The sequence below is a fragment of the Chryseobacterium sp. C39-AII1 genome, from assembly GCF_039672645.1.
Taxonomy (GTDB): Bacteria; Bacteroidota; Bacteroidia; order Flavobacteriales; family Weeksellaceae; genus Chryseobacterium.
This window is the reverse complement of the sequence record NZ_JBDFPQ010000008.1, coordinates 1-19,493: the sequence shown is the minus strand read 5'-3', so window position 1 is coordinate 19,493 and position 19,493 is coordinate 1. Positions and strand designations below refer to the sequence as shown.

General features: G+C 36.9%; 11 protein-coding genes. 8 read left to right on the top strand and 3 right to left on the bottom strand.

The genetic code is table 11. The features are described from left to right. Positions 1-147: 147 nt before the first annotated feature. On the top strand, positions 148-4,680 hold the full coding sequence (gene gltB, locus ABEG63_RS13070) for a glutamate synthase large subunit (protein ID WP_346585360.1): 4,533 nt from the start codon (positions 148-150) through the stop codon (positions 4,678-4,680). After that, positions 4,680-6,113, top strand: a complete 1,434-nt coding sequence (locus ABEG63_RS13065; protein WP_346585358.1) for a glutamate synthase subunit beta — start codon at positions 4,680-4,682, stop codon at positions 6,111-6,113. The genes gltB and ABEG63_RS13065 overlap by 1 nt, the downstream gene beginning before the upstream one ends. 298 nt (positions 6,114-6,411) lie before the next feature. Here ABEG63_RS13065 and ABEG63_RS13060 read toward each other — a convergent pair whose 3' ends face one another. Together ABEG63_RS13060 and ABEG63_RS13055 are read right to left on the bottom strand one after the other, a co-directional pair. Then, on the bottom strand, positions 6,412-7,416 hold the full coding sequence (locus tag ABEG63_RS13060; RefSeq protein WP_346585356.1) for a cytochrome d ubiquinol oxidase subunit II: 1,005 nt from the start codon (positions 7,414-7,416) through the stop codon (positions 6,412-6,414). Next, positions 7,413-8,756, bottom strand: coding sequence for a cytochrome ubiquinol oxidase subunit I (locus ABEG63_RS13055; RefSeq protein ID WP_346585558.1), 1,344 nt, complete (start codon positions 8,754-8,756; stop codon positions 7,413-7,415). Before ABEG63_RS13055 ends, ABEG63_RS13060 begins: the two co-directional genes overlap by 4 nt. A 228-nt stretch (positions 8,757-8,984) precedes the next feature. Between ABEG63_RS13055 and gyrB the strand changes: the two genes are divergently transcribed. From gyrB to ABEG63_RS13025, 6 genes are all read left to right on the top strand, one after another. Next, a complete protein-coding gene (gene gyrB / locus ABEG63_RS13050; protein WP_312394651.1) occupies positions 8,985-10,919 on the top strand; it encodes a DNA topoisomerase (ATP-hydrolyzing) subunit B in 1,935 nt (644 codons plus the stop codon). A 156-nt stretch (positions 10,920-11,075) separates the two neighbouring features. Next, a complete protein-coding gene (locus ABEG63_RS13045) occupies positions 11,076-11,951 on the top strand; it encodes a hypothetical protein (RefSeq protein WP_346585354.1) in 876 nt (291 codons plus the stop codon). Between the two features lie 119 nt (positions 11,952-12,070). Beyond that, entirely contained in the window at positions 12,071-13,963 is a 1,893-nt protein-coding gene (locus ABEG63_RS13040; protein WP_346585353.1) for a DUF3857 domain-containing protein, read from the top strand. 2 nt (positions 13,964-13,965) lie between these two features. After that, positions 13,966-15,894 (top strand): transglutaminase-like domain-containing protein, encoded by a 1,929-nt coding sequence (locus ABEG63_RS13035; RefSeq protein ID WP_346585351.1) that lies wholly within the window; start codon positions 13,966-13,968, stop codon positions 15,892-15,894. 81 nt (positions 15,895-15,975) lie between these two features. Beyond that, the gene (locus tag ABEG63_RS13030) at positions 15,976-16,797 is read left to right on the top strand and encodes an RsiV family protein (protein ID WP_346585349.1); all 822 of its coding nucleotides are present in this window, start codon (positions 15,976-15,978) and stop codon (positions 16,795-16,797) included. A gap of 44 nt (positions 16,798-16,841) precedes the next feature. Continuing rightward, complete coding sequence (locus ABEG63_RS13025; RefSeq protein WP_312394646.1) at positions 16,842-17,693, top strand: YegS/Rv2252/BmrU family lipid kinase; 852 nt, start codon at positions 16,842-16,844, stop codon at positions 17,691-17,693. Positions 17,694-17,991: 298 nt separating this feature from the next. Here the strand turns inward: ABEG63_RS13025 and ABEG63_RS13020 are convergent, their stop codons facing one another. After that, on the bottom strand, positions 17,992-19,272 hold the full coding sequence (locus ABEG63_RS13020; protein WP_346585346.1) for a dicarboxylate/amino acid:cation symporter: 1,281 nt from the start codon (positions 19,270-19,272) through the stop codon (positions 17,992-17,994). Positions 19,273-19,493: the final 221 nt, after the last annotated feature.

Below are 19,493 nucleotides of genomic sequence, written 5' to 3'. Positions count from 1 at the left end.
ACATTAAGATTTTCATCTGTGATTTTTGCGTTTTGTTATTTTGATATTTTATTTTGAATTAATATAAATTATAATTAAAAAAAATAATCTATAATTATTTTAAATTCATCATTTGTTTTGATTTGTTATTTTTATTACATTTGATGTATGGAGGTGAGAAAAGACAGAAAAAAGAAAGGAGATGTTCAGGAAAGATATGGGTTGTATCAGAATGAATTTGAGTTTGATTCTTGTGGAGTTGGTTTTGTAGCCAATATAAAAGGAGTAAAATCATACAAGATTATTAGCGACGCAATTACGATGTTGGAAAATATGGAGCATCGGGGGGCCACGGGGTATGAAAGCAATACAGGTGATGGCGCCGGTATTCAGATACAGATTCCTCATGAGCTTTTATATGACGAAGGTCTGCATTTTGGCATCGATTTACCTGAACCTGGATATTATGGAGTCGGAATGCTGTTTTTTCCTCAAAACAATTTTATCAGGGAAGAATGTAAAGAAATTATTTCTCAGTCTGCAGAAAAGCTAAATCTTAAAATTTTAGGGTACCGCCCGGTTCCTGTAAGTAATATAGAATTGGGAGATCTTGCAAAAAGTGTAGAGCCAGTAATGGAAATGCTTTTTGTGGAAAGACCTTTTGATGTAGAAACCGAAAAAGATTTTGAAAGAAAGCTTTTTGTTTTTAAAAATTATATTTCACATCAGGCTACAAATGTGGTAAACGGTGATCCTATTGGGTTTTATATTGCCTCTTTTTCAAGTAAAAAAGTTATTTATAAAGGGCAGTTAAGAAGTATTCAGGTGAGAAATTATTTTAAAGATCTTACCAATCCGAATATCCGTTCCGCTTTTGGAATGGTGCATTCCCGCTTTGCCACCAATACTTCACCCACCTGGAGCTTAGCACAACCTTTTAGATTTTTGGCTCATAATGGAGAAATTAATACCCTCTGGGGCAACCTCAACTGGCTGAAATCCTCAGAAAAAGTATTTTCAAGCCCATTGTTTACACCACAGGAAATGGATATGATCCTTCCGTTGATAAAACCCGGACAGTCAGATTCCTCTTATCTCGATAATATGGTGGAGTTGTTGTATCACTCAGGTCGCTCGCTTCCGCATACCATGATGATGCTGGTTCCTGAAGCTTGGGACGGCAATGCGCAGATGGAGCAGTATAAAAAAGATTTCTATGAATTTCATGCCTGCTTAATGGAGCCCTGGGATGGGCCGGCTTCTATTTCCTTTACGGATGGAGAAATTATTGGCGCTACTTTAGATCGTAACGGCCTTCGACCTTCCAGATATTGTGTAACTTCAGATGACCTAGTTGTGATGGCTTCAGAATCAGGGGCTTTACCTGTAGATCCTAAAAAGATTATTAAAAGAGGGCATCTGCAACCCGGAAAAATGTTTTTGGTAGATCTGAAAAAAGGAGAAATTGTAAGTGACGATCAGTTAAAAAAAGAAATATGTACATCGCAGCCTTATCGTGAATGGCTGGATACACTGAAAATTAATATTGAAGAACTTCCGAATCCTAAAATCCGCTTTAATAAGCTTGAAACGGATGATATATTTAAATGTCAGAAAGCGTTTGGGTATTCTCGGGAAGACTTGGAAGTGGTAATTAAAGAAATGGCAGGGCACGGAAAAGAGCCCATAGGATCGATGGGGTTTGATGTTCCGTTGGCTGTTTTAAGTGAGCAGCCACAACATCTGAGCTCATATTTCAAGCAGTTGTTTGCTCAGGTTACCAACCCTCCGATTGATCCTATTCGGGAAAAATTGGTAATGTCTTTAAAAACGATTATTGGCGGAAATGGCAATCTTTTACAGGAAGATAAAAATTTTGCACATTCTATTATGTTGGAAAGTCCTATCCTTAATAATAAGCAATTAGAAAAGCTCAGAAGTGTAGATACCGGAAAATTTCAGGCGAAGACTATTTATACATACTTTAATGCCGATGGTAAAACCGGGAGTTTAAAAAAAGCAATCGACAGGCTTTGCAGATATGCTGTAGATGCCGTAGATGATGGTTTTGAAGTGATTATTTTATCCGATCGTTCTTTGGATTCTCAACATGCTGCAATTCCTTCATTATTAGCTTGTTCGGCAGTTCATCATCATTTGATCAGAAAAGGAATTCGCCGGAAAATAGGCTTGGTAATGGAGGTAGGAGATGTTTGGGAAGTTCATCATTTTGCGGCTTTGCTGGGTTTTGGGGCAACTGCAATCAATCCTTATCTGGCATTGGCAAGTATTCGGAAAATGTTTCTTGAAGGTATTTTTGGAGAAGAAAAAGATTTAGAACTGTTAAAAGATAATTATAAAAAAGCAGTCGGAGAAGGTCTTTTGAAGATATTTTCCAAAATGGGAATTTCTACATTACAGTCGTATCATGGGGCTCAGATTTTTGAAATCATCGGACTGAACAGAATTGTCGTGAATACATGCTTCACCGGAGCCGTATCGAGAATAGAAGGAATTGGATTTGATGAAATTGCCAAAGAAGCTTTGATTAAACATCAAGAGGCATTTGGGAACAGTACATCGGTTATTTTAGAGCCGGGAGGTATTTATCAATGGAGAAAGGATAGCGAATATCATCAGTTTAATCCTCAGTCGGTTCATTTGCTGCAGCAGGCTACATGGAATAATAACTACGATATTTTTAAAAAATACACAAGACTGGTTAATCAACAGACGGAAAATGCTTCTGTTCTGAGAGGGTTGCTGGAGTTTAAAAACATAAGAGAATCAATTTCTTTGGATGAGGTTGAGCCTGTTGAAAATATTTTAAAACGCTTTGCAACCGGAGCCATGTCTTTTGGTTCTATTTCGTGGGAAGCGCACACGGCACTGGCTGTTGCAATGAATCGAATTGGTGCAAAAAGTAATACCGGAGAAGGTGGCGAAGATGAAGTGCGATATCATCCTGATGAGAACGGAGATAATCTACGTTCAGCCATTAAGCAGATTGCCTCAGGAAGATTTGGAGTTACAGCAAGATATTTGGCTGAGGCGGAGCAGCTTCAGGTGAAAATGGCGCAAGGAGCAAAGCCGGGAGAAGGCGGTCAGCTTCCTGGTTTTAAAGTAGATCAGTGGATAGGGAAAACTAGGCATTCCACTCCGGGAGTTGGGCTTATTTCGCCACCGCCACATCATGATATTTATTCTATAGAAGATCTGGCGCAGCTTATTTTCGATTTAAAAAATGCAAACCGCCATGCGACTATTTCAATAAAATTGGTTTCAAAGGCCGGAGTGGGAACTATTTCCTCAGGTGTTGCCAAAGCCAAAGCAGATCATATATTGATTTCGGGTTATGACGGTGGAACAGGTGCGTCGCCACTCGGCTCAATAAGGCATACAGGATTACCTTGGGAACTTGGGCTATCGGAGGTACATCAGACATTAATTAAAAATAAACTCAGACAGAGAGTAACCATTCAGGCAGACGGGCAGATTAAAACAGGAAGAGATCTTGTAATTGCTACATTGCTTGGCGCGGAAGAGTGGGGGATTTCTACCTCTGCACTTATTGTTGAAGGATGTATTCTGATGAGAAAATGCCATCTGAATACCTGTCCTGTAGGCATTGCTACTCAAAATGAAGAATTAAGGAAAAACTTTAAAGGCAAAGCAGAGCATTTGGTGAGCTATTTTACTTTCTTAGCAATGGAAGTGCGCGAGCTTATGGCTGATCTTGGATTCAGAACGGTGGATGAAATGGTGGGGCAATCTCAATGTCTTGAGCAAAAATCTGAGGTTAAATTCTGGAAACATCAACATATAGATTTAAGCAGGCTTCTACAGAAAATAGAGACAGATCTGCCGATTATTAAGTCGGAAGATCAGGAGAAAGACTGGGAATCTTCTATTTCGTGGAATATGTTGGAAGTTGCTAAAGATGCTATTGAAAATAATGCTAAAGTAAAAGCAGGCTTTGATATTAAAAATACAGACAGAGCTGTAGGAACAATCCTTTCGCATGAGCTGACTAAAAAATATAAATCTGAAGGAATGGAAGAAGATTCGCTTCAGTTCAGTTTTAAAGGAACTGCTGGGCAGAGTTTCGGGGCGTTTTGCAACAAAGGAATCACTATGCGATTGGAAGGCGATGCCAATGATTATTTCGGAAAAGGTCTCTCCGGGGCGAAGTTGTCTGTTTTTCCGGATAAAAATTCAGCTTTTAAAGCTCATGAAAATACGATCATCGGGAATGTGGCCTTGTATGGGGCTACTTCAGGAAAAGTGTTTATCAACGGAAAGGCAGGGGAGCGTTTTGCAGTAAGAAATTCCGGCGCTACGGCTGTTGTAGAAGGAGTGGGAGATCATGGCTGTGAATATATGACGGGCGGCGTAGTCGTTGTTTTAGGAAGCGTAGGCAGAAATTTTGGAGCCGGAATGAGCGGAGGAATTGCTTTTGTATGGGATGTTAATCGTGAACTGAAAACCAATTTTAATCCGGACATGGCAGATCTTGAGGAAATAACGAAGGAAGATGAGGATTTAATTGCAGAATTGATTCGTGAGCATCTTCAAAATACGGGAAGCGAGGTTGCTCAATATATTTTAAGTGATCAGGAAAATGCTTTTAAATATTTTACCAAAGTATATCCCAGAGATTATAAAAAAGTAATGGAAAGTAACGCAAATGTTATTAAATAATGGGAAAGACAGATGGTTTTTTATTATACGAAAGAGCGCTTCCCTCTAAATTGAATACGGAGGAAAGAATCAAGAATTTCGAAGAATTTGTAGTTAAACCTTCGGAGGAGCAACTGAATTGTCAGGCTGCACGATGCATGGACTGTGGAATTCCCTTTTGTCAGAATGGATGTCCCTTGGGAAATGTAATTCCTGAATTTAATGATGCCGTATATCAAAAACAGTGGAAGAAGGCTTATCATATTTTAATTGCGACGAATAATTTTCCGGAATTTACAGGTCGGGTTTGCCCGGCACCCTGTGAGAGTGCATGTGTATTGGGAATCAACAGTGAACCGATAACCATTGAGGAAATTGAAAAAAATATTGTAGAAATTGCCTTTGAGCAAGGTTTTGCCAAACCAAAAATTCCGCAATTCAGAACAGGGAAAAAAGTAGCAGTGGTGGGTTCAGGGCCGGCAGGATTGGCAGCGGCTTATCAGCTTAATCAGGCAGGGCATTCGGTAACGGTTTTTGAAAAAGATGAAGAAATTGGAGGACTGCTGAGATTCGGAATTCCTGATTTTAAATTGGATAAATCGATTGTACAGCGCCGTGTTGAGTGGATGTGCAATGAAGGTGTTGAATTTCGAACCTCTGTTAATGTAGGCGTTAATTATTCTGCAGAACAGCTTCACCGAAGTTTTGATGCGATTGTTCTGGCAATGGGAAGTACAGTTCCTAAAAAGCTGCGGATTCCTAACTCTGATGCTAAAGGAATTTATTACGCCATGGATTTTCTTAAGCAAAGCAATAAAAAGGTGAGTGGAATTCCATTCAGTGATGAAGAGATTGATGTTAAAGGAAAGAAAGTCGTAGTTATCGGTGGCGGAGATACCGGATCCGACTGCATTGGAAACAGCAATCGTCAGGGTGCCGAAGTTATTTATCAAATTTATTATAAACCTATGCAGCCCACCACAAGAGATAAAACAATGCCCTGGCCGGATTACCCTGCCTTGTTGCAGATTACTTCGTCTCATGAAGAGGGTTGCGATCGCAGATGGTCTGTCAATTCCAAAGAGTTTATAAAAGATGAGGAGGGCAATCTGAAAGGGGTTCGGTTGGTAGAAGCAGAATGGACTAAAAATGAAGACTCAGGAACTTGGGATTTATACACTGAGAAACCTAATTCTGAATTTGTGATCGACTGTGATATTGCATTTATCACTTTGGGGTATACGCATGTAGAGCACCGCGGACTTGTAGAAGCGCTAGACATTCATCTGGATCCTAAAGGAAACTTAATAGGAACCAATAAAGAATACAAAACCAACCAAACCAAAATTTTTTCTTGTGGAGATGCCAGAAAAGGGCAGAGTCTTGTTGTTTGGGCTATTGCAGAAGGAAGGCAGTGTGCGGAAAAAGTTGATGAATTTTTAAAACAGATCTAAAAACGGAATCCTTATCAGGAACAAATATTTATAATGATAAAAAAAACTAGCACTTGATCTTATCAATAAAGGCGGACTTTAGTCCGCCTTATTTGTATTTATATAGCCAAAACTTAAAATATTTTCTCGCAGATTTTTTGCAGAAAAACAGCAATATTTAAAATTCGCGCATTCGTGGCATAAAATAAATGTTTCCTTATTTTATCGCAGATAAAATCTTTCAGCCTAAAAAAAATATTAAGTATCAAAAAAATACCTTTGTGCCCTTGCGATTAACCAATAATATCAATTATTTAAGTTATTTCCTCTGTTTGCTAAATGATGCCATTAAATAAAACAAAAACGGCAATATAAACAAAGATCCTAATAGTAGAGCCCATCCTAATGCTGAAATGGTTTTCGGGGCAGCCACGTGTTCCAATAAAGAAAGATGTTGCCCGTTTCCAAATAAGATAATATTCGGATTATGCTGATACGTTGCTGCCACCAAAATCATAATCACCTGAAATCCTGCCAACGCTCTTACAGGAAGGAGTTTTCGAGTATTCATCGCTTTTAAGATAAGGAAAAGGCTAATGGTTGCAAAAACGGTAGCCATAATTCCTAAAGGTTTCGAGAAAACCCACATCACCAAAGGAATATCTGAAATATAAGCCGTCAGAAATACCAAAAGACCAGTGATGACAACGAAGATCATTGTCTGTTTTGATTTTTTGATCATTAAGCCTAATTCAAGACGGTCGGTGGTTTCTCTCAAAGCAAATACGGAAGCGAGATAAGCACAAATTGAAATGGTAAATAATCCTACAGCAACGCCAAACCAATTCAGCCAGCTGAAAATATATAAGTCTAAAAATCCAGTAACATCCGGATTGATAGAATGTGAAACCGTCGCTGCAGCAATTAACCCCAAGAAAAAGGGAGTTAATAGGCTTGAAAAATAAAATATCTGAGCGTAGACATGCTGCCAATCGTCTTTCACAGCATCATAATGTCTGAAAGTAAAAGCGGTTCCTCTCGCAATAATTCCAACCAGCATTAAAACCAATGGAATATGAAGATAGGTGGAAAGGGTAGTATAAATCTCAGGAAAACCTACAAAAAGAATTACAATTGCGATAATTAACCACATATGATTGGCTTCCCAAACGGGCGCGATAGATTCATACATAATATCTTTCGTCTTATCTCGCGCTCTTTTTTTGGTGAAAAGTTCTACAATTCCGGCTCCGAAATCGGCTCCGCCCAAGATCACATACAGGCAAATCGACAGCCAAAGAAAACCTATAACTACGTAAATCATGATTTTTTGTTTTTAGGGTTAAACTGAACGTCGGTAGGATCGTATAATCTCGGAACCATTTGTATTTGCCGTCTCAGTAAGAAGATGATAATGATTGATAATGAAACGAAAATCGCCGTGAAAAAATAAAATGAATATTGAATTCCGGGCATTGGCGTTACGGCGTCTGCGGTTCTCATAATTCCATAGATGATCCAAGGCTGTCTTCCAACCTCAGTGACTGTCCAACCCGCTTCCAAAGCAATATATCCAAAGGGAGTAGCGAATAAAAATGTTTTTAATAACCAGTTTTTCGTCAGCCATTCTTTCTTAAAATACATTGCATACAGAAAAATAGTTCCAATAATAATCATGACAACGCCGAAAAAGATCATAATCTGAAAAGCATAATGCACAACAGGAACTGGCGGCCATTCATCTTTCGGGAAATGATTCAGGCCTTTTACTTCATGGTCAAAATCATTGGCTACTAAAAAGCTTAATACTTTCGGGATTTTTAAAGCATATTTTATTTCTCCTTTTTCTTCATCAGGAATTCCACCAATCACGAAAGAAGCACCTTTTTCGGTTTCAAAATGGGCTTCCATGGCGGCTAATTTTATAGGTTGTCTTTCTGCTACAGATTTTGCTGCAACATCCCCGCTTAAAGGAGCTCCAAACGCTCCGATTAAAGCAAATCCGGCTGCAATTTTGAAGGCTTTGGTATGAAATTCCACATTCTTTTTTCTCATAATTAAATAGGCATGAACCCCCGCAACTGCAAAACCTGTCGCACAAAACGCGGCTACAGTCATATGCAGAGCCTGGGGAAACCAAGCTTCATTAAACATGGCTTTAATAGGATCTATATTTAAATATTGCCCATCAACATAATCAAATCCGGCAGGTGAGTTCATCCAGGCATTGGCAGCAACAACTAAAATTCCCGAAGCCAAACCGCTTAATCCTACCAAAAATCCACAAAACCAGTGGAACCATTTATTAAATCTATCCCATCCATAAAGAAAAAATCCGATGGCAATGGCTTCGATAAAAAAGGCGGTTCCTTCTAAAGAAAAAGGCATTCCGAAAATGGGTCCGGCATGTTTCATAAATTCAGGCCAGAGAAGTCCGAGTTCAAAAGAAAGCATTGTCCCCGAAACGGCTCCCACAGCAAAAAGAATGGCAACTCCTTTGCTCCATGCTTTGGTAAGACCTTTATAGACTTCGTTGTTTGTTTTTAAGTATTTCCAGTGTGCAAACGCCATTAAGAAAGGCATTACCATACCCACACAGGAAAATATGATGTGAAACCCAAGCGACATTGCCATCTGCGCGCGGGCTGCTAGAAAATCATCCATAATATCAACTTTTGAGTAAATAAATGTAAGCATAAATTAGAGATTTTAGTATGATTTACAACAGCAATGGTTTAAATAATAGGTTTTAACTTTGATATTTTTTAAATTCAATACTTTCAGATTTCCTCGGAAAAATCAATGCTTTTTTGACATATTTTAACTTTCATACCTCGAAAAAAATCACGATATTTGTAGGTCTTTGCATATAGCAAGATTTTAATATTTGATATGAGTCAGAAACAATATACAGCTAGTAGTATTCAGGCATTGGAAGGAATGGAGCACGTACGTATGCGTCCCTCAATGTACATTGGTGATGTAGGAGTAAGAGGTCTCCATCATTTGGTTTATGAAGTAGTAGATAACTCTATTGACGAGGCGTTGGCAGGATACTGCGACACGATCTTTGTCAGCATTAAAGAAGGAAACGGGATCGAGGTTAGCGATAACGGTAGAGGTATCCCTGTAGATTTCCACGAAAAAGAACAAAAATCTGCTCTTGAGGTTGTAATGACGAAAATCGGAGCCGGAGGTAAGTTCGATAAAGATTCTTACAAGGTTTCCGGTGGTCTTCACGGAGTTGGGGTGTCGTGTGTGAACGCGCTTTCAAACCAGATGGTTACAACCGTTTACAGAGACGGAAACATATATCAGCAAATCTATTCTAAAGGTAAAGCTCAGACAGAGGTTGAAGAAATCGGTCACAGCGAAAACAGAGGAACGAAGCAGTTCTTCCAGCCGGATGATACGATCTTCACAGAGTTGGTGTATAATTATGATACATTGGCAAACCGTCTTAGAGAGCTTTCTTACCTTAATAAAGGAATCACGATTACGCTTACCGACGAAAGAGAAAAATTGGAAGATGATACTTTCAAAACTGAAGTTTTCCATTCTGAAGGTGGTTTGAAGGAATTTGTTGCTTATATCGATGGAAACCGTGAATCGATTATGGAGCACGTCATTTTCATGGAAGGTGAAAGAGACGATATTCCGGTTGAGGTAGCGATGCGTTATAATACATCATTCAACGAAAATCTTCACTCTTACGTAAACAATATTAATACTCACGAAGGAGGTACTCATTTGGCAGGTTTCAGACGTGCTTTAACGAGAACTTTGAAGAAATATGCAGATGAATTAGGACTTCCTGCAAAAGAAAAAGTAGAAATTACTGGGGATGACTTCCGTGAAGGTTTAACGGCAGTTGTTTCTGTAAAAGTAATGGAACCTCAGTTTGAAGGACAGACAAAAACGAAATTAGGTAACTCTGAAGTTTCGGGTGCTGTAGATAAAATTGTTGGGGAAATGCTTACCAATTTCTTAGAAGAAAACCCTAATGAAGCGAAGTTAATCGTACAGAAAGTGGTATTGGCCGCAAAAGCCAGACAGGCTGCGAAAAAAGCTCGTGAAATGGTTCAGAGAAAATCTCCGATGGGAGGTTCTGGGCTTCCAGGGAAATTGTCTGACTGTTCATCTAAAAATCCGGCAGAATCTGAAATATTCCTTGTAGAGGGAGATTCCGCAGGTGGAACGGCAAAACAAGGTCGTGACAGATTTTTCCAGGCAATTCTTCCATTAAGAGGTAAAATTTTGAACGTTGAGAAATCAATGCTTCACAAAGTGTATGATAATGAGGAGATTAAAAATATTTATACTGCTTTAGGAGTTTCTGTAGGTACAGAAGAAGACAGTAAAGCATTGAATATGGCGAAGTTGAGATATCACAAAATCGTAATCATGACCGATGCCGATATTGATGGTTCTCACATCTCAACCCTAATCTTAACGTTCTTCTTTAGATATATGAAGGAATTGATTGAGAACGGATATATCTATATCGCTCAGCCGCCTTTATATTTATTGAAAAGAGGAAACAAAAAACAGTACGCTTATAACGAAAAAGAGCGTGAGCAGTTTACCTTAGAAATGTCTCCGGACGGAAAAGGTGTTGAAGTTCAGCGTTACAAAGGTCTTGGAGAGATGAACCCTGAGCAGCTTTGGGAAACGACACTAAATCCTGAACACAGAATTCTGAAGCAGGTAACTATTGATAATGCAGTAGAAGCAGACAGTGTATTTTCGATGTTGATGGGTGATGAAGTTCCGCCAAGAAGAGAATTTATAGAAAAAAATGCTAAATATGCGAAAATAGACGCATAATTTTTTCATTTTTAGATAGATACAAAAAAGCCCTAATTTTAGGGCTTTTTTAGTGTGATATTATTTCATTTTATAGAGATATAAAATATTTTTTTAATTTTTTTTCAATAAAGGTATCATATTTGTTACAGACATGATGAAAAAACCCCTTTTAAGATGAAAAAAATTAAATTAGTAATGCTAGTTGCTATGACTACCATTTCTGCGTATTCTTACGCCCAAGTAGGTATTAATACCTCTGATCCTAAAGCTTCTCTAGACGTAGTAGGTAATCCTACCAATACTTCAAAACTAGATGGTTTTATTCCACCACGACTTACAGGAGATCAACTGCGTGCGAAAACATATACCGCAGCCCAGACGGGAGCACAGGTATATGTGACGGCTGCGGACTCTAATCCGTCGGGACAAACGGCAAGTGTTAAAACTCCAGGAAGTTATTATTTCGATGGAACAGTATGGAAGCATGTTGTGGGCGCAGATAATGCTTTGCCAAATGGGACAGGTACGGTTATCATGATTAACGGTGTACTTCAGGTGGCTCAAGAAATGTCTTTGAGATTGAGTAATGACTGGACTTTTACCACAAGTTCCGCAAACCCATCTGGCACAACCAATAGATTTTCAATTGGTAACATGACCACAGAATTGATTGATAACTATAATGGTTTTACAGGAACTGCAGCTTCCAATTCATTTACTGTGCAACAAGCCGGAACTTATCTTATAGGAATGAATTTTCCTATCCAAAATCCGAATGCTGCTACATTAAGTGGTAATCTCTATTACGGAGTATTCAATGTAACTGATAATGTTTGGGAAAATTTTGGATTAGATACCATTCAGAATTTGAGCCAAGGTCAGGTGGAAAATGTTAGCTATTTGGTGGCTTTGGATTTATTACCTTCAAAAACGTATTCATTTTACATTGGTCAACAGCAATCAACAGCTTCTACTCTTACCATGAGAGGAATATCAACTATAAACGGTAATACAGCACTCACTTATTTCTCAGTAAAACGTTTAAAGTAAGAATACAAAAAAACACTAGAAAGACTTCAGAAATGAGGTCTTTTTTTCGTGGTACTAATTGTAAAATTATTGGTAAAGGATATTATTTATTTTATTATTTTTGCTCAATTTTAGTAACCATGATGAAAATATTTTCGATTGGAGCATTATCTTTAGCTTCAATATATTATGCCCAAACATATCCCGCTTCCGCCATTCCGGAAAATCTTAAAAAGAACGCCAATATCGTTGTCCGAAAAGATTTTACAACCATTAATATTAATAAAATTGATGAAGTAAAATATCAGATCAACACGGTAACTACTGTTTTAAATAAAGACGGAAATTCTCAGGCAACGGCTTATATTCCTTATGAAAAAGGTGATAATATTTCGGATGTAAAAGTCACGATCTACGACGAGCAAGGTAAAAAAATAAAATCTTTTTCTAAATCAGATTTTAGCGATTTTGCCAATAATACCCAAGGCGTATTTTACTCAGACAATAGGGTAATGGCATTGCAGTACACCCCGACACAATATCCTTATACGATAGATTTTTCGTATCAGATTGCAAATGATAATACTGTTTTTATTCCTGATTTTGTGCCTTTTACCAATACCAATGTGTCGTTGGAAGAAGCTCAGTTTAAAATCGTAAATAAATCCGGAATTGAGCTTAAAACAAAAACATATCCTTCGAAATATAATTATGCCACTGTAACCGAAAGCGACAATGCAGGCGAGAAAATATATTCTTATAAAAACGTTCCGGCGATTGACGATGCTTTGATGTTGCCTAAACCAATAACGATTTTACCAAAAGTAAGTTTTGCTTTAACTAAATTTAATCTTGAAGGAAAACAGGGAAGCATCAATACCTGGAAAGATTTCGGATCTTGGTATTACAACAGCATTTTGCAGCCGGTTTCGGTTTCTACACCAGCGATAAAAGCAGAAATTGCTTCTTTGAATCTGCAAGGTTCTACCGAAGAAAAAGTAAAGAAAATCTATCAGCACATGCAAGCCAAAACACGATATATTTTCGTGGCGTTGGGAATCGGAGGTTGGCAGCCTATGATGCCGGATGAGGTTCAGAAAAAAGGCTATGGCGATTGTAAAGGGCTTACCAATTATATGAAAACCTTGTTGGATGAAGCAGGAATTCCTTCGCAGTATTGTGTGATTAATTCTAATTCTTCCGAGGTTTCTTTTGATCCTGAATTTCCAAAAATGGGCGGAAACCACGTAATTTTAATGGTTCCTACCGAAAAAGGAAATATTTGGCTGGAAAACACTTCACAACAAATTGCTTTTAACCATTTAAGTTACAGAACGACAGATAGAAATACACTTTCGGTAACGAAAAACGGAATTGATATCATTAATACGCCTTCTTATAAACCAGAACAGAATCAGGAAGTTCAGAAATTAAATATTAAACTGAACGAAGATAACAGTATTAACGGAGAGGGAAATTTTGCCTTTACCGGAAATCAATATGATTACAGTTTGGCATTTGCCTATATGTCTCCAAAAGAAAAAAATGATGCGTTGAAAGAAAGGCTTGCTGTTCTGAATTTTGAAAAGGTGGAAATGAAGAATTACGTCAATGATCGTGACAAAGCCGTAGGAAAATTTGATATTGATTTTAAAGCGAGTAATTATTCGAAAAATATGGGAAGTAGCTTGATTTTCAGAGCGGTTCCTATTTATTCGGATAGCTTTTATAAATCTGATGAAAGCAGACAGCTTCCTTTCGAAATCGGACAGTCTTTTAATGATGAATATGAGATCAGTTATGCGATTCCTAAAAATTATAAGATTGATGAAGTTCCTGATAATGTTATGATTAATTCAGAATTTGGAACTTACAAGCTTAGTTTTGTTAAAAATGGCGAAGAATTAAAAGTCATTCGATCGATTAAAGTCAATAAAGGAATTTTCCCGAAAGAAAAATACAACGACTATATCAGTTTCCGAAAAAAAACACTTAACTCAGATAACTCAAAAATTTTAATAACAAAAATATAAACATGAAAAAAATATTATTAGGTGCTTTCTGCTCATTAAATGTTATTTTTATTGAGGCTCAGAAGCATGAATTTTTAGACTTTCCGAAGTTTAATGATGCTGATCTTTCCAGAACAAAATCTACATTGGATGAAAATGCTCCCGCGGAAATTTTATACAAATCGGTTCATTTTAATATAGATACTAATACAGGAAATCTTCGTAAAACGGCTTTTTACAGAGTGAAAATTTACGATAAAGATAAGGTTGAAGACTGGTTGAATCTTGAAATTCCATTATATCAAAACGGAAGCAACAGAGAAACATTAGATAAAATAAAAGCTTTTACTTACAACCTTGAAAACGGAGCTACGGTTTCTACTAAAGTTGATAAAAGTTCCAAATATAAAAGTAAGGAAAGTAAAAATGTGACGGTAACCAAATTTGCTTTTCCAAATGTGAAAAATGGTTCGGTGATTGAATATCAATATGAAGTCGTTTCACCTTTTTTATATGCCATTCCACAGATTTTGATTGAATCTGACACGCCTTCTTTATATACAGAATACGTGCTGGATGCGCCAAGCAATATTTCTTATAATGTAAATTACACAGGTTCTCTAAACCCAAAATACAGAATGGTGGAAGAGAAAATGCTGTATGGAATGAATCACAGAACATACCGTTTTGGTTATGAAAATGTGAAAGGTTTCAAAACGGAAAAGTTTGTGAAAAATGATAGAAACTTCAGAACGAAAATCAGTGCAGAACTGCATTCAACCAATTTTAGAGAATTGAAGTTGTATTCGTCTTCATGGGAAAAGATTAAAGATAAATTGTACGAGGATGAAGATTTTGGAGGTGAGCTGAAGAAAACAAAACTAGCTAAAGAAAATTTGCCGAATCTTTCAGGAGCTACTTCTGATCTCGACAAGGCCAATGCGATTTTTAAATATGTTAAAAATACATTTACGTGGAATAAAGACCGCGGAATTTACACCGAAGATGGCATAAAAAAAATGCTGGAAACAAAAACTGGAAATGCGGCAGAAATGAATCTTTTCTTGGTAATGCTATTAAGAGAAGCAGGTTTAAAAGCCGATCCTATGATTATTTCTACGGTAGATAATGGATTAATTAATTTGATTTCTCCAAGTGTTGCAAGTACCAATTTTGTGATCGCAGCGGTGAATACAAAAGAAGGTTTCCATGTGTATGATGCGACTTCAAGACAATCTAATGTCGATGATTTGCCACCAAGAGACTGGAATGAATATGGAATTTTGATTGCGAAAGATAAAGCGCAGCAAATGCAGTTGGTAAACAGTACTTCAAGTTTTACACATTTAACGACAACGGCCAAAATTAATGATGACGGCAGTATTTCCGGAACATATTCTGATAAAGATACAGGTGCTTTTGCCATGTTTGCGAAGGAAAGTTATGATGAAAATACAGATAAATACAAGAAGCAGTATAAAGAAAATTTTTCGATAGATTTTAATAATATTGATTCTAAAGTATTGGAAAATGGTGATTTTGAAAGCACGATGAGTTTTTCTTCAGACAACCTGATTGATAGGGTTGGTAAGAAAATGATCATCAACCCGATGCTTTTTATGAATAAAAATTCCAATGAATTTGATCAGACGGAAGCAAGAAAATTTCAGATTGATTTTATTGCGCCTTACACGAAAGTGAAAAAGGTGGTTCTTGAAATTCCGGATGGCTATTCTATTGAAGAAATGCCTAAAAGTAAGAAAATTGTAACGGACGATAAAGAAATTGAGTACAGTTACGTAGCCGAACAAAAAGGAAATAAGCTGGAAGTTACCTCAAGTATAAAAGTAGCGAGCGCCGATTATCCTAAAGAGTATTATCCTGCGTTTAAACAGATTTGGGGAGTTGCTTCAAAAAGTGAAAACCAGGTAATCAGCTTAGTTAAAAAGTAGAATTTTAATTAAATTTCAAAAATATTTTAAAACCATTCATTTTTTGAATGGTTTTTGCTTTTATAATAAAAATTAAAAATTATGAAAAATACAGTTGCTGTTTTAGCACTATCTTCTTTCTTTATTTTTTCGGCATGTAAGAAAACCGAAACTCAAAATACAACCATTGAAACTTCCGAACCAAAAGCTGAGCAATTTGTAGTAGATTCTGTAAGCATCAATGATTCTATCAAAATAAGCGATTCACTTCAGTTGAAATTCAGCTCTAAAATGTTGGTTTTTCCATCCATTAAGGATAAAAATTTGTTAGACAGTATTTATATGAAGAAAAATATGAGTGATTTTTCTAAAACTGGCGTTCAAAATTTACTTCAGGCAGAGAAAAACGGTTATTTTGAAAGTGTAAGAAAAGATTCTAAAGATTTCCTTTCAGATATTACTTTTGCTGAGGTGTGGTATGAAGATAACAAGATGAAGCTTGTCTCTCATGCGAATGATTATATTCATATTCGGTATTATGGAGGTTCATATTCAGGGGGTGCGCATGATAATTATGCATACATGGAAAGGGTTTTCGATTTAAAAAATTCTAAAAAACTGGAGTTAAAAGATATTACTTCAATGCCTTCAGCTAAAATTGAAGAATTATTAAAGAAGAATATCAATAAAATAAACAGCGGAACAACCGATGAAAAAGGGGAAGTCAATAATTCTGATATGCTTTTGGTAGATAAAATTCCGGCAACCGGAAATTTCTATTTTGATGAAAAAAACCTGTATTTCCACTATAGTCCTTACGAAATCGCAGCTTTTGCAGCAGGAGATATCGAAATTCCGATTTCTTGGGAAGAATTGAAAGGTACGTTGAATGCTGAATTTAAAGAAAGAATGAAAATTAAATAAATTTTAATGCTTCCAATCAGGGAGCATTTTTTATTTTTGTGGCAATGGAAAAAGTAGCTTTTATCATCAATCCTTTTTCGGCAAAAAAGAATTATCAGCCGTTTTTGAACGAACTTAAAAACAAGGTTGAGAATCCTTTGTACTACATCTCAGAATCTATTCCGGGAACGGATGAATTCATCAAAGAACATTTTGAGAATACAGATATTTTCGTGGCGATAGGAGGTGATGGTACGATTTCCACGGTTGCCAAAAACTTAATCAATACGGAGAAAATCCTAGCTATTTTTCCGGCAGGTTCAGGAAACGGATTTTCTAATGAAACCCAGTTCAGCAAAAATTTAGATGAACTTTTAGAAAAATTAAAAGCAAAAAAATCCAGAAAGATTGATACGTTTACGGTAAATGACCGCCTTTCAATTAATGTTTCAGGAACAGGATTCGACGGAAAAGTGGTGAAGGAATTTGAAAAAACCAATCGCGGTTTTAAAAATTATATTAAAGTTTCTCTAAAAACGTTCTTTAATTATAAACCGATCAAGCTTAAGTTTTTCGATGAACAATATCAAAAACACAACGGAAAATATTTAATGGTGAATATCGCCAATACCCGACAATTTGGGAATAACGCATATATTGCACCTCACGCCAGCAAAAGTGATGGTTTGGTAGATATGGTTTTGGTTAAAAAATTTCCATTGACGTATTCACCGCTTTTTGCTTTGAGAATGTTCACCAAAAAACTGAAAGAGGACGATTATATCACTTATCTTCCGGTTTCAGAAATTGAATTTAAAGTGAATACTAAAAATTGGCATCTCGATGGAGAATTCAACAAAATAAAATCTCCGATTCATGTGAAAGTGCAGCCTTCGAGTTTGAATATTTTGGTTTAGGGAGTTATTGTCTAAAAGCAGTCTCAAATCTTAATAATCATTTTTACCATAATGTTTGTCATTCCGAAGGAATCTAGACGCGAATTTTTTCATTCTCATATTATGCTTAGATCCTTTCAGGATGACAAAGTGAGTGTTGAGTTTTTATGACAAACATTTAAATTTCGACCTATACCTAGCCCCGATCGCAGCAATTGTTTGAGCTCATTTTGAGTATTTCGGCTGCGGCTGGCTTTGCCAGCCGCAGCCGAAATACTCAAAATAGCGAGTGCGTAGAGCGGGAAATTGCTTCTAAAAACTAAACCTCCAATTTCTTTTCCACTTGGTTCGGGTGATCCAAACAATATTGCAACTGCTCTTTATCCAATTGCTTTTCCCAATTGGCAACCACAACAGTCGCAACAGAATTTCCTATAACGTTTGTTAAAGCACGACATTCACTCATAAATTTATCAATTCCCAGAATTAATGTCATTCCCGCAATCGGAATTTCAGGAACCACAGCTAATGTTGCAGCTAAGGTAACAAATCCAGCTCCTGTTACTCCTGCAGCTCCTTTTGAGCTTAGCATCGCGACTAATAATAGCATAATCTGTTTCTCAATCGGAAGATGAATATTTAATGCCTGTGCAATGAATAAAGAGGCTAATGTCATATAAATGTTAGTTCCGTCAAGATTAAAAGAATATCCTGTAGGAACAACTAAACCAACAATTGCTCTTGAACACCCCGCTTTTTCCAGTTTTTCCATAATTCCCGGAAGTGCAGATTCGGAAGAGCTCGTTCCTAAAACCAAAAGAAGTTCTTCTTTTAGATAATACATGAGTTTGAATATATTAAAACCATTATACCAAGCCACTGCCCCTAAAACTAAAACAACAAATAGGGCAGAAGTGATATAAAATGTTCCGACTAAATAGATGAGGTTCAGCACAGAATGAAGTCCGTATTTTCCGATGGTAAAAGCCATTGCGCCAAAAGCTCCGATGGGAGCCAGCTTCATCAGCATATGAACAATTTTAAAAACCGGAGTAGAGAGGTCCTGCAAAAAATCGGTTACTTTCTGGCTTTTTTCTTTTGTTAAAACTAAAGCAACCCCCATCAAAATAGCGACCAAAAGTACTTGCAGAATATTTTCTCCAACCAACGGACTGAAAAGCGTTTCAGGAATGATATTCATGATGAATCCTGTTAACGTAGATTCGTGTGCTTTTTGCTGATATTGCGAAACGTCTCCAGATAATGTTGCAGGATCGATGTTTAATCCATGTCCGGGTTGTAGAATATTTCCAACAACCAATCCTATAACTAAAGCTAATGTTGAAAAAGTAATAAAATAAATCATTGCTTTGATGGCAATTCTTCCTACTTTTTTCAAATCGGTCATGTGCGCTATTCCTAAAGTAAGCGTAATGAAGATGACAGGAGCGATGATCATCTTAACGAGTTTAATGAATCCATCACCGAGAGGTTTCATTTTTTCGCCTAATTCCGGATAGAATCGTCCTAAAAGTATCCCCGCTATAATCGCAATAATTACCTGAAAGTAAAGTTGTTGATAGATTTTTTTTGCCTTCAATTCCACAAAATTTATTTTTTGAAGGACGAAAATTAAGAAAATTAACTTGAAAATATGATAAAAGTCATTAAAAGTTTCGGCGTGGCTGAAAGCCTAGTCTTGGTCGGAAGAAATTCCGACCATTTAAGTTTTAAAAACTTTATCTGGATTCCCTCCGGCAAAGATGATTAATATGGCAGTAATCATATCCCTTAGTTCCATCGCGATTCGTCTTTTAGCCG

Excerpts from the sequence above, each read along its gene's own strand:
- ABEG63_RS13055 (WP_346585558.1), bottom strand. The coding sequence starts at position 8,756 with ATGGATGATTTTCTAGCAGCCCGCGCGCAGATGGCAATGTCGCTTGGG.
- gltB (WP_346585360.1), top strand. The coding sequence starts at position 148 with ATGGAGGTGAGAAAAGACAGAAAAAAGAAAGGAGATGTTCAGGAAAGA.
- gyrB (WP_312394651.1), top strand. The coding sequence starts at position 8,985 with ATGAGTCAGAAACAATATACAGCTAGTAGTATTCAGGCATTGGAAGGA.
- ABEG63_RS13065 (WP_346585358.1), top strand. The coding sequence starts at position 4,680 with ATGGGAAAGACAGATGGTTTTTTATTATACGAAAGAGCGCTTCCCTCT.
- ABEG63_RS13025 (WP_312394646.1), top strand. The coding sequence starts at position 16,842 with ATGGAAAAAGTAGCTTTTATCATCAATCCTTTTTCGGCAAAAAAGAAT.
- ABEG63_RS13060 (WP_346585356.1), bottom strand. The coding sequence starts at position 7,416 with ATGATTTACGTAGTTATAGGTTTTCTTTGGCTGTCGATTTGCCTGTAT.
- ABEG63_RS13040 (WP_346585353.1), top strand. The coding sequence starts at position 12,071 with ATGATGAAAATATTTTCGATTGGAGCATTATCTTTAGCTTCAATATAT.
- ABEG63_RS13045 (WP_346585354.1), top strand. The coding sequence starts at position 11,076 with ATGAAAAAAATTAAATTAGTAATGCTAGTTGCTATGACTACCATTTCT.
- ABEG63_RS13030 (WP_346585349.1), top strand. The coding sequence starts at position 15,976 with ATGAAAAATACAGTTGCTGTTTTAGCACTATCTTCTTTCTTTATTTTT.
- ABEG63_RS13035 (WP_346585351.1), top strand. The coding sequence starts at position 13,966 with ATGAAAAAAATATTATTAGGTGCTTTCTGCTCATTAAATGTTATTTTT.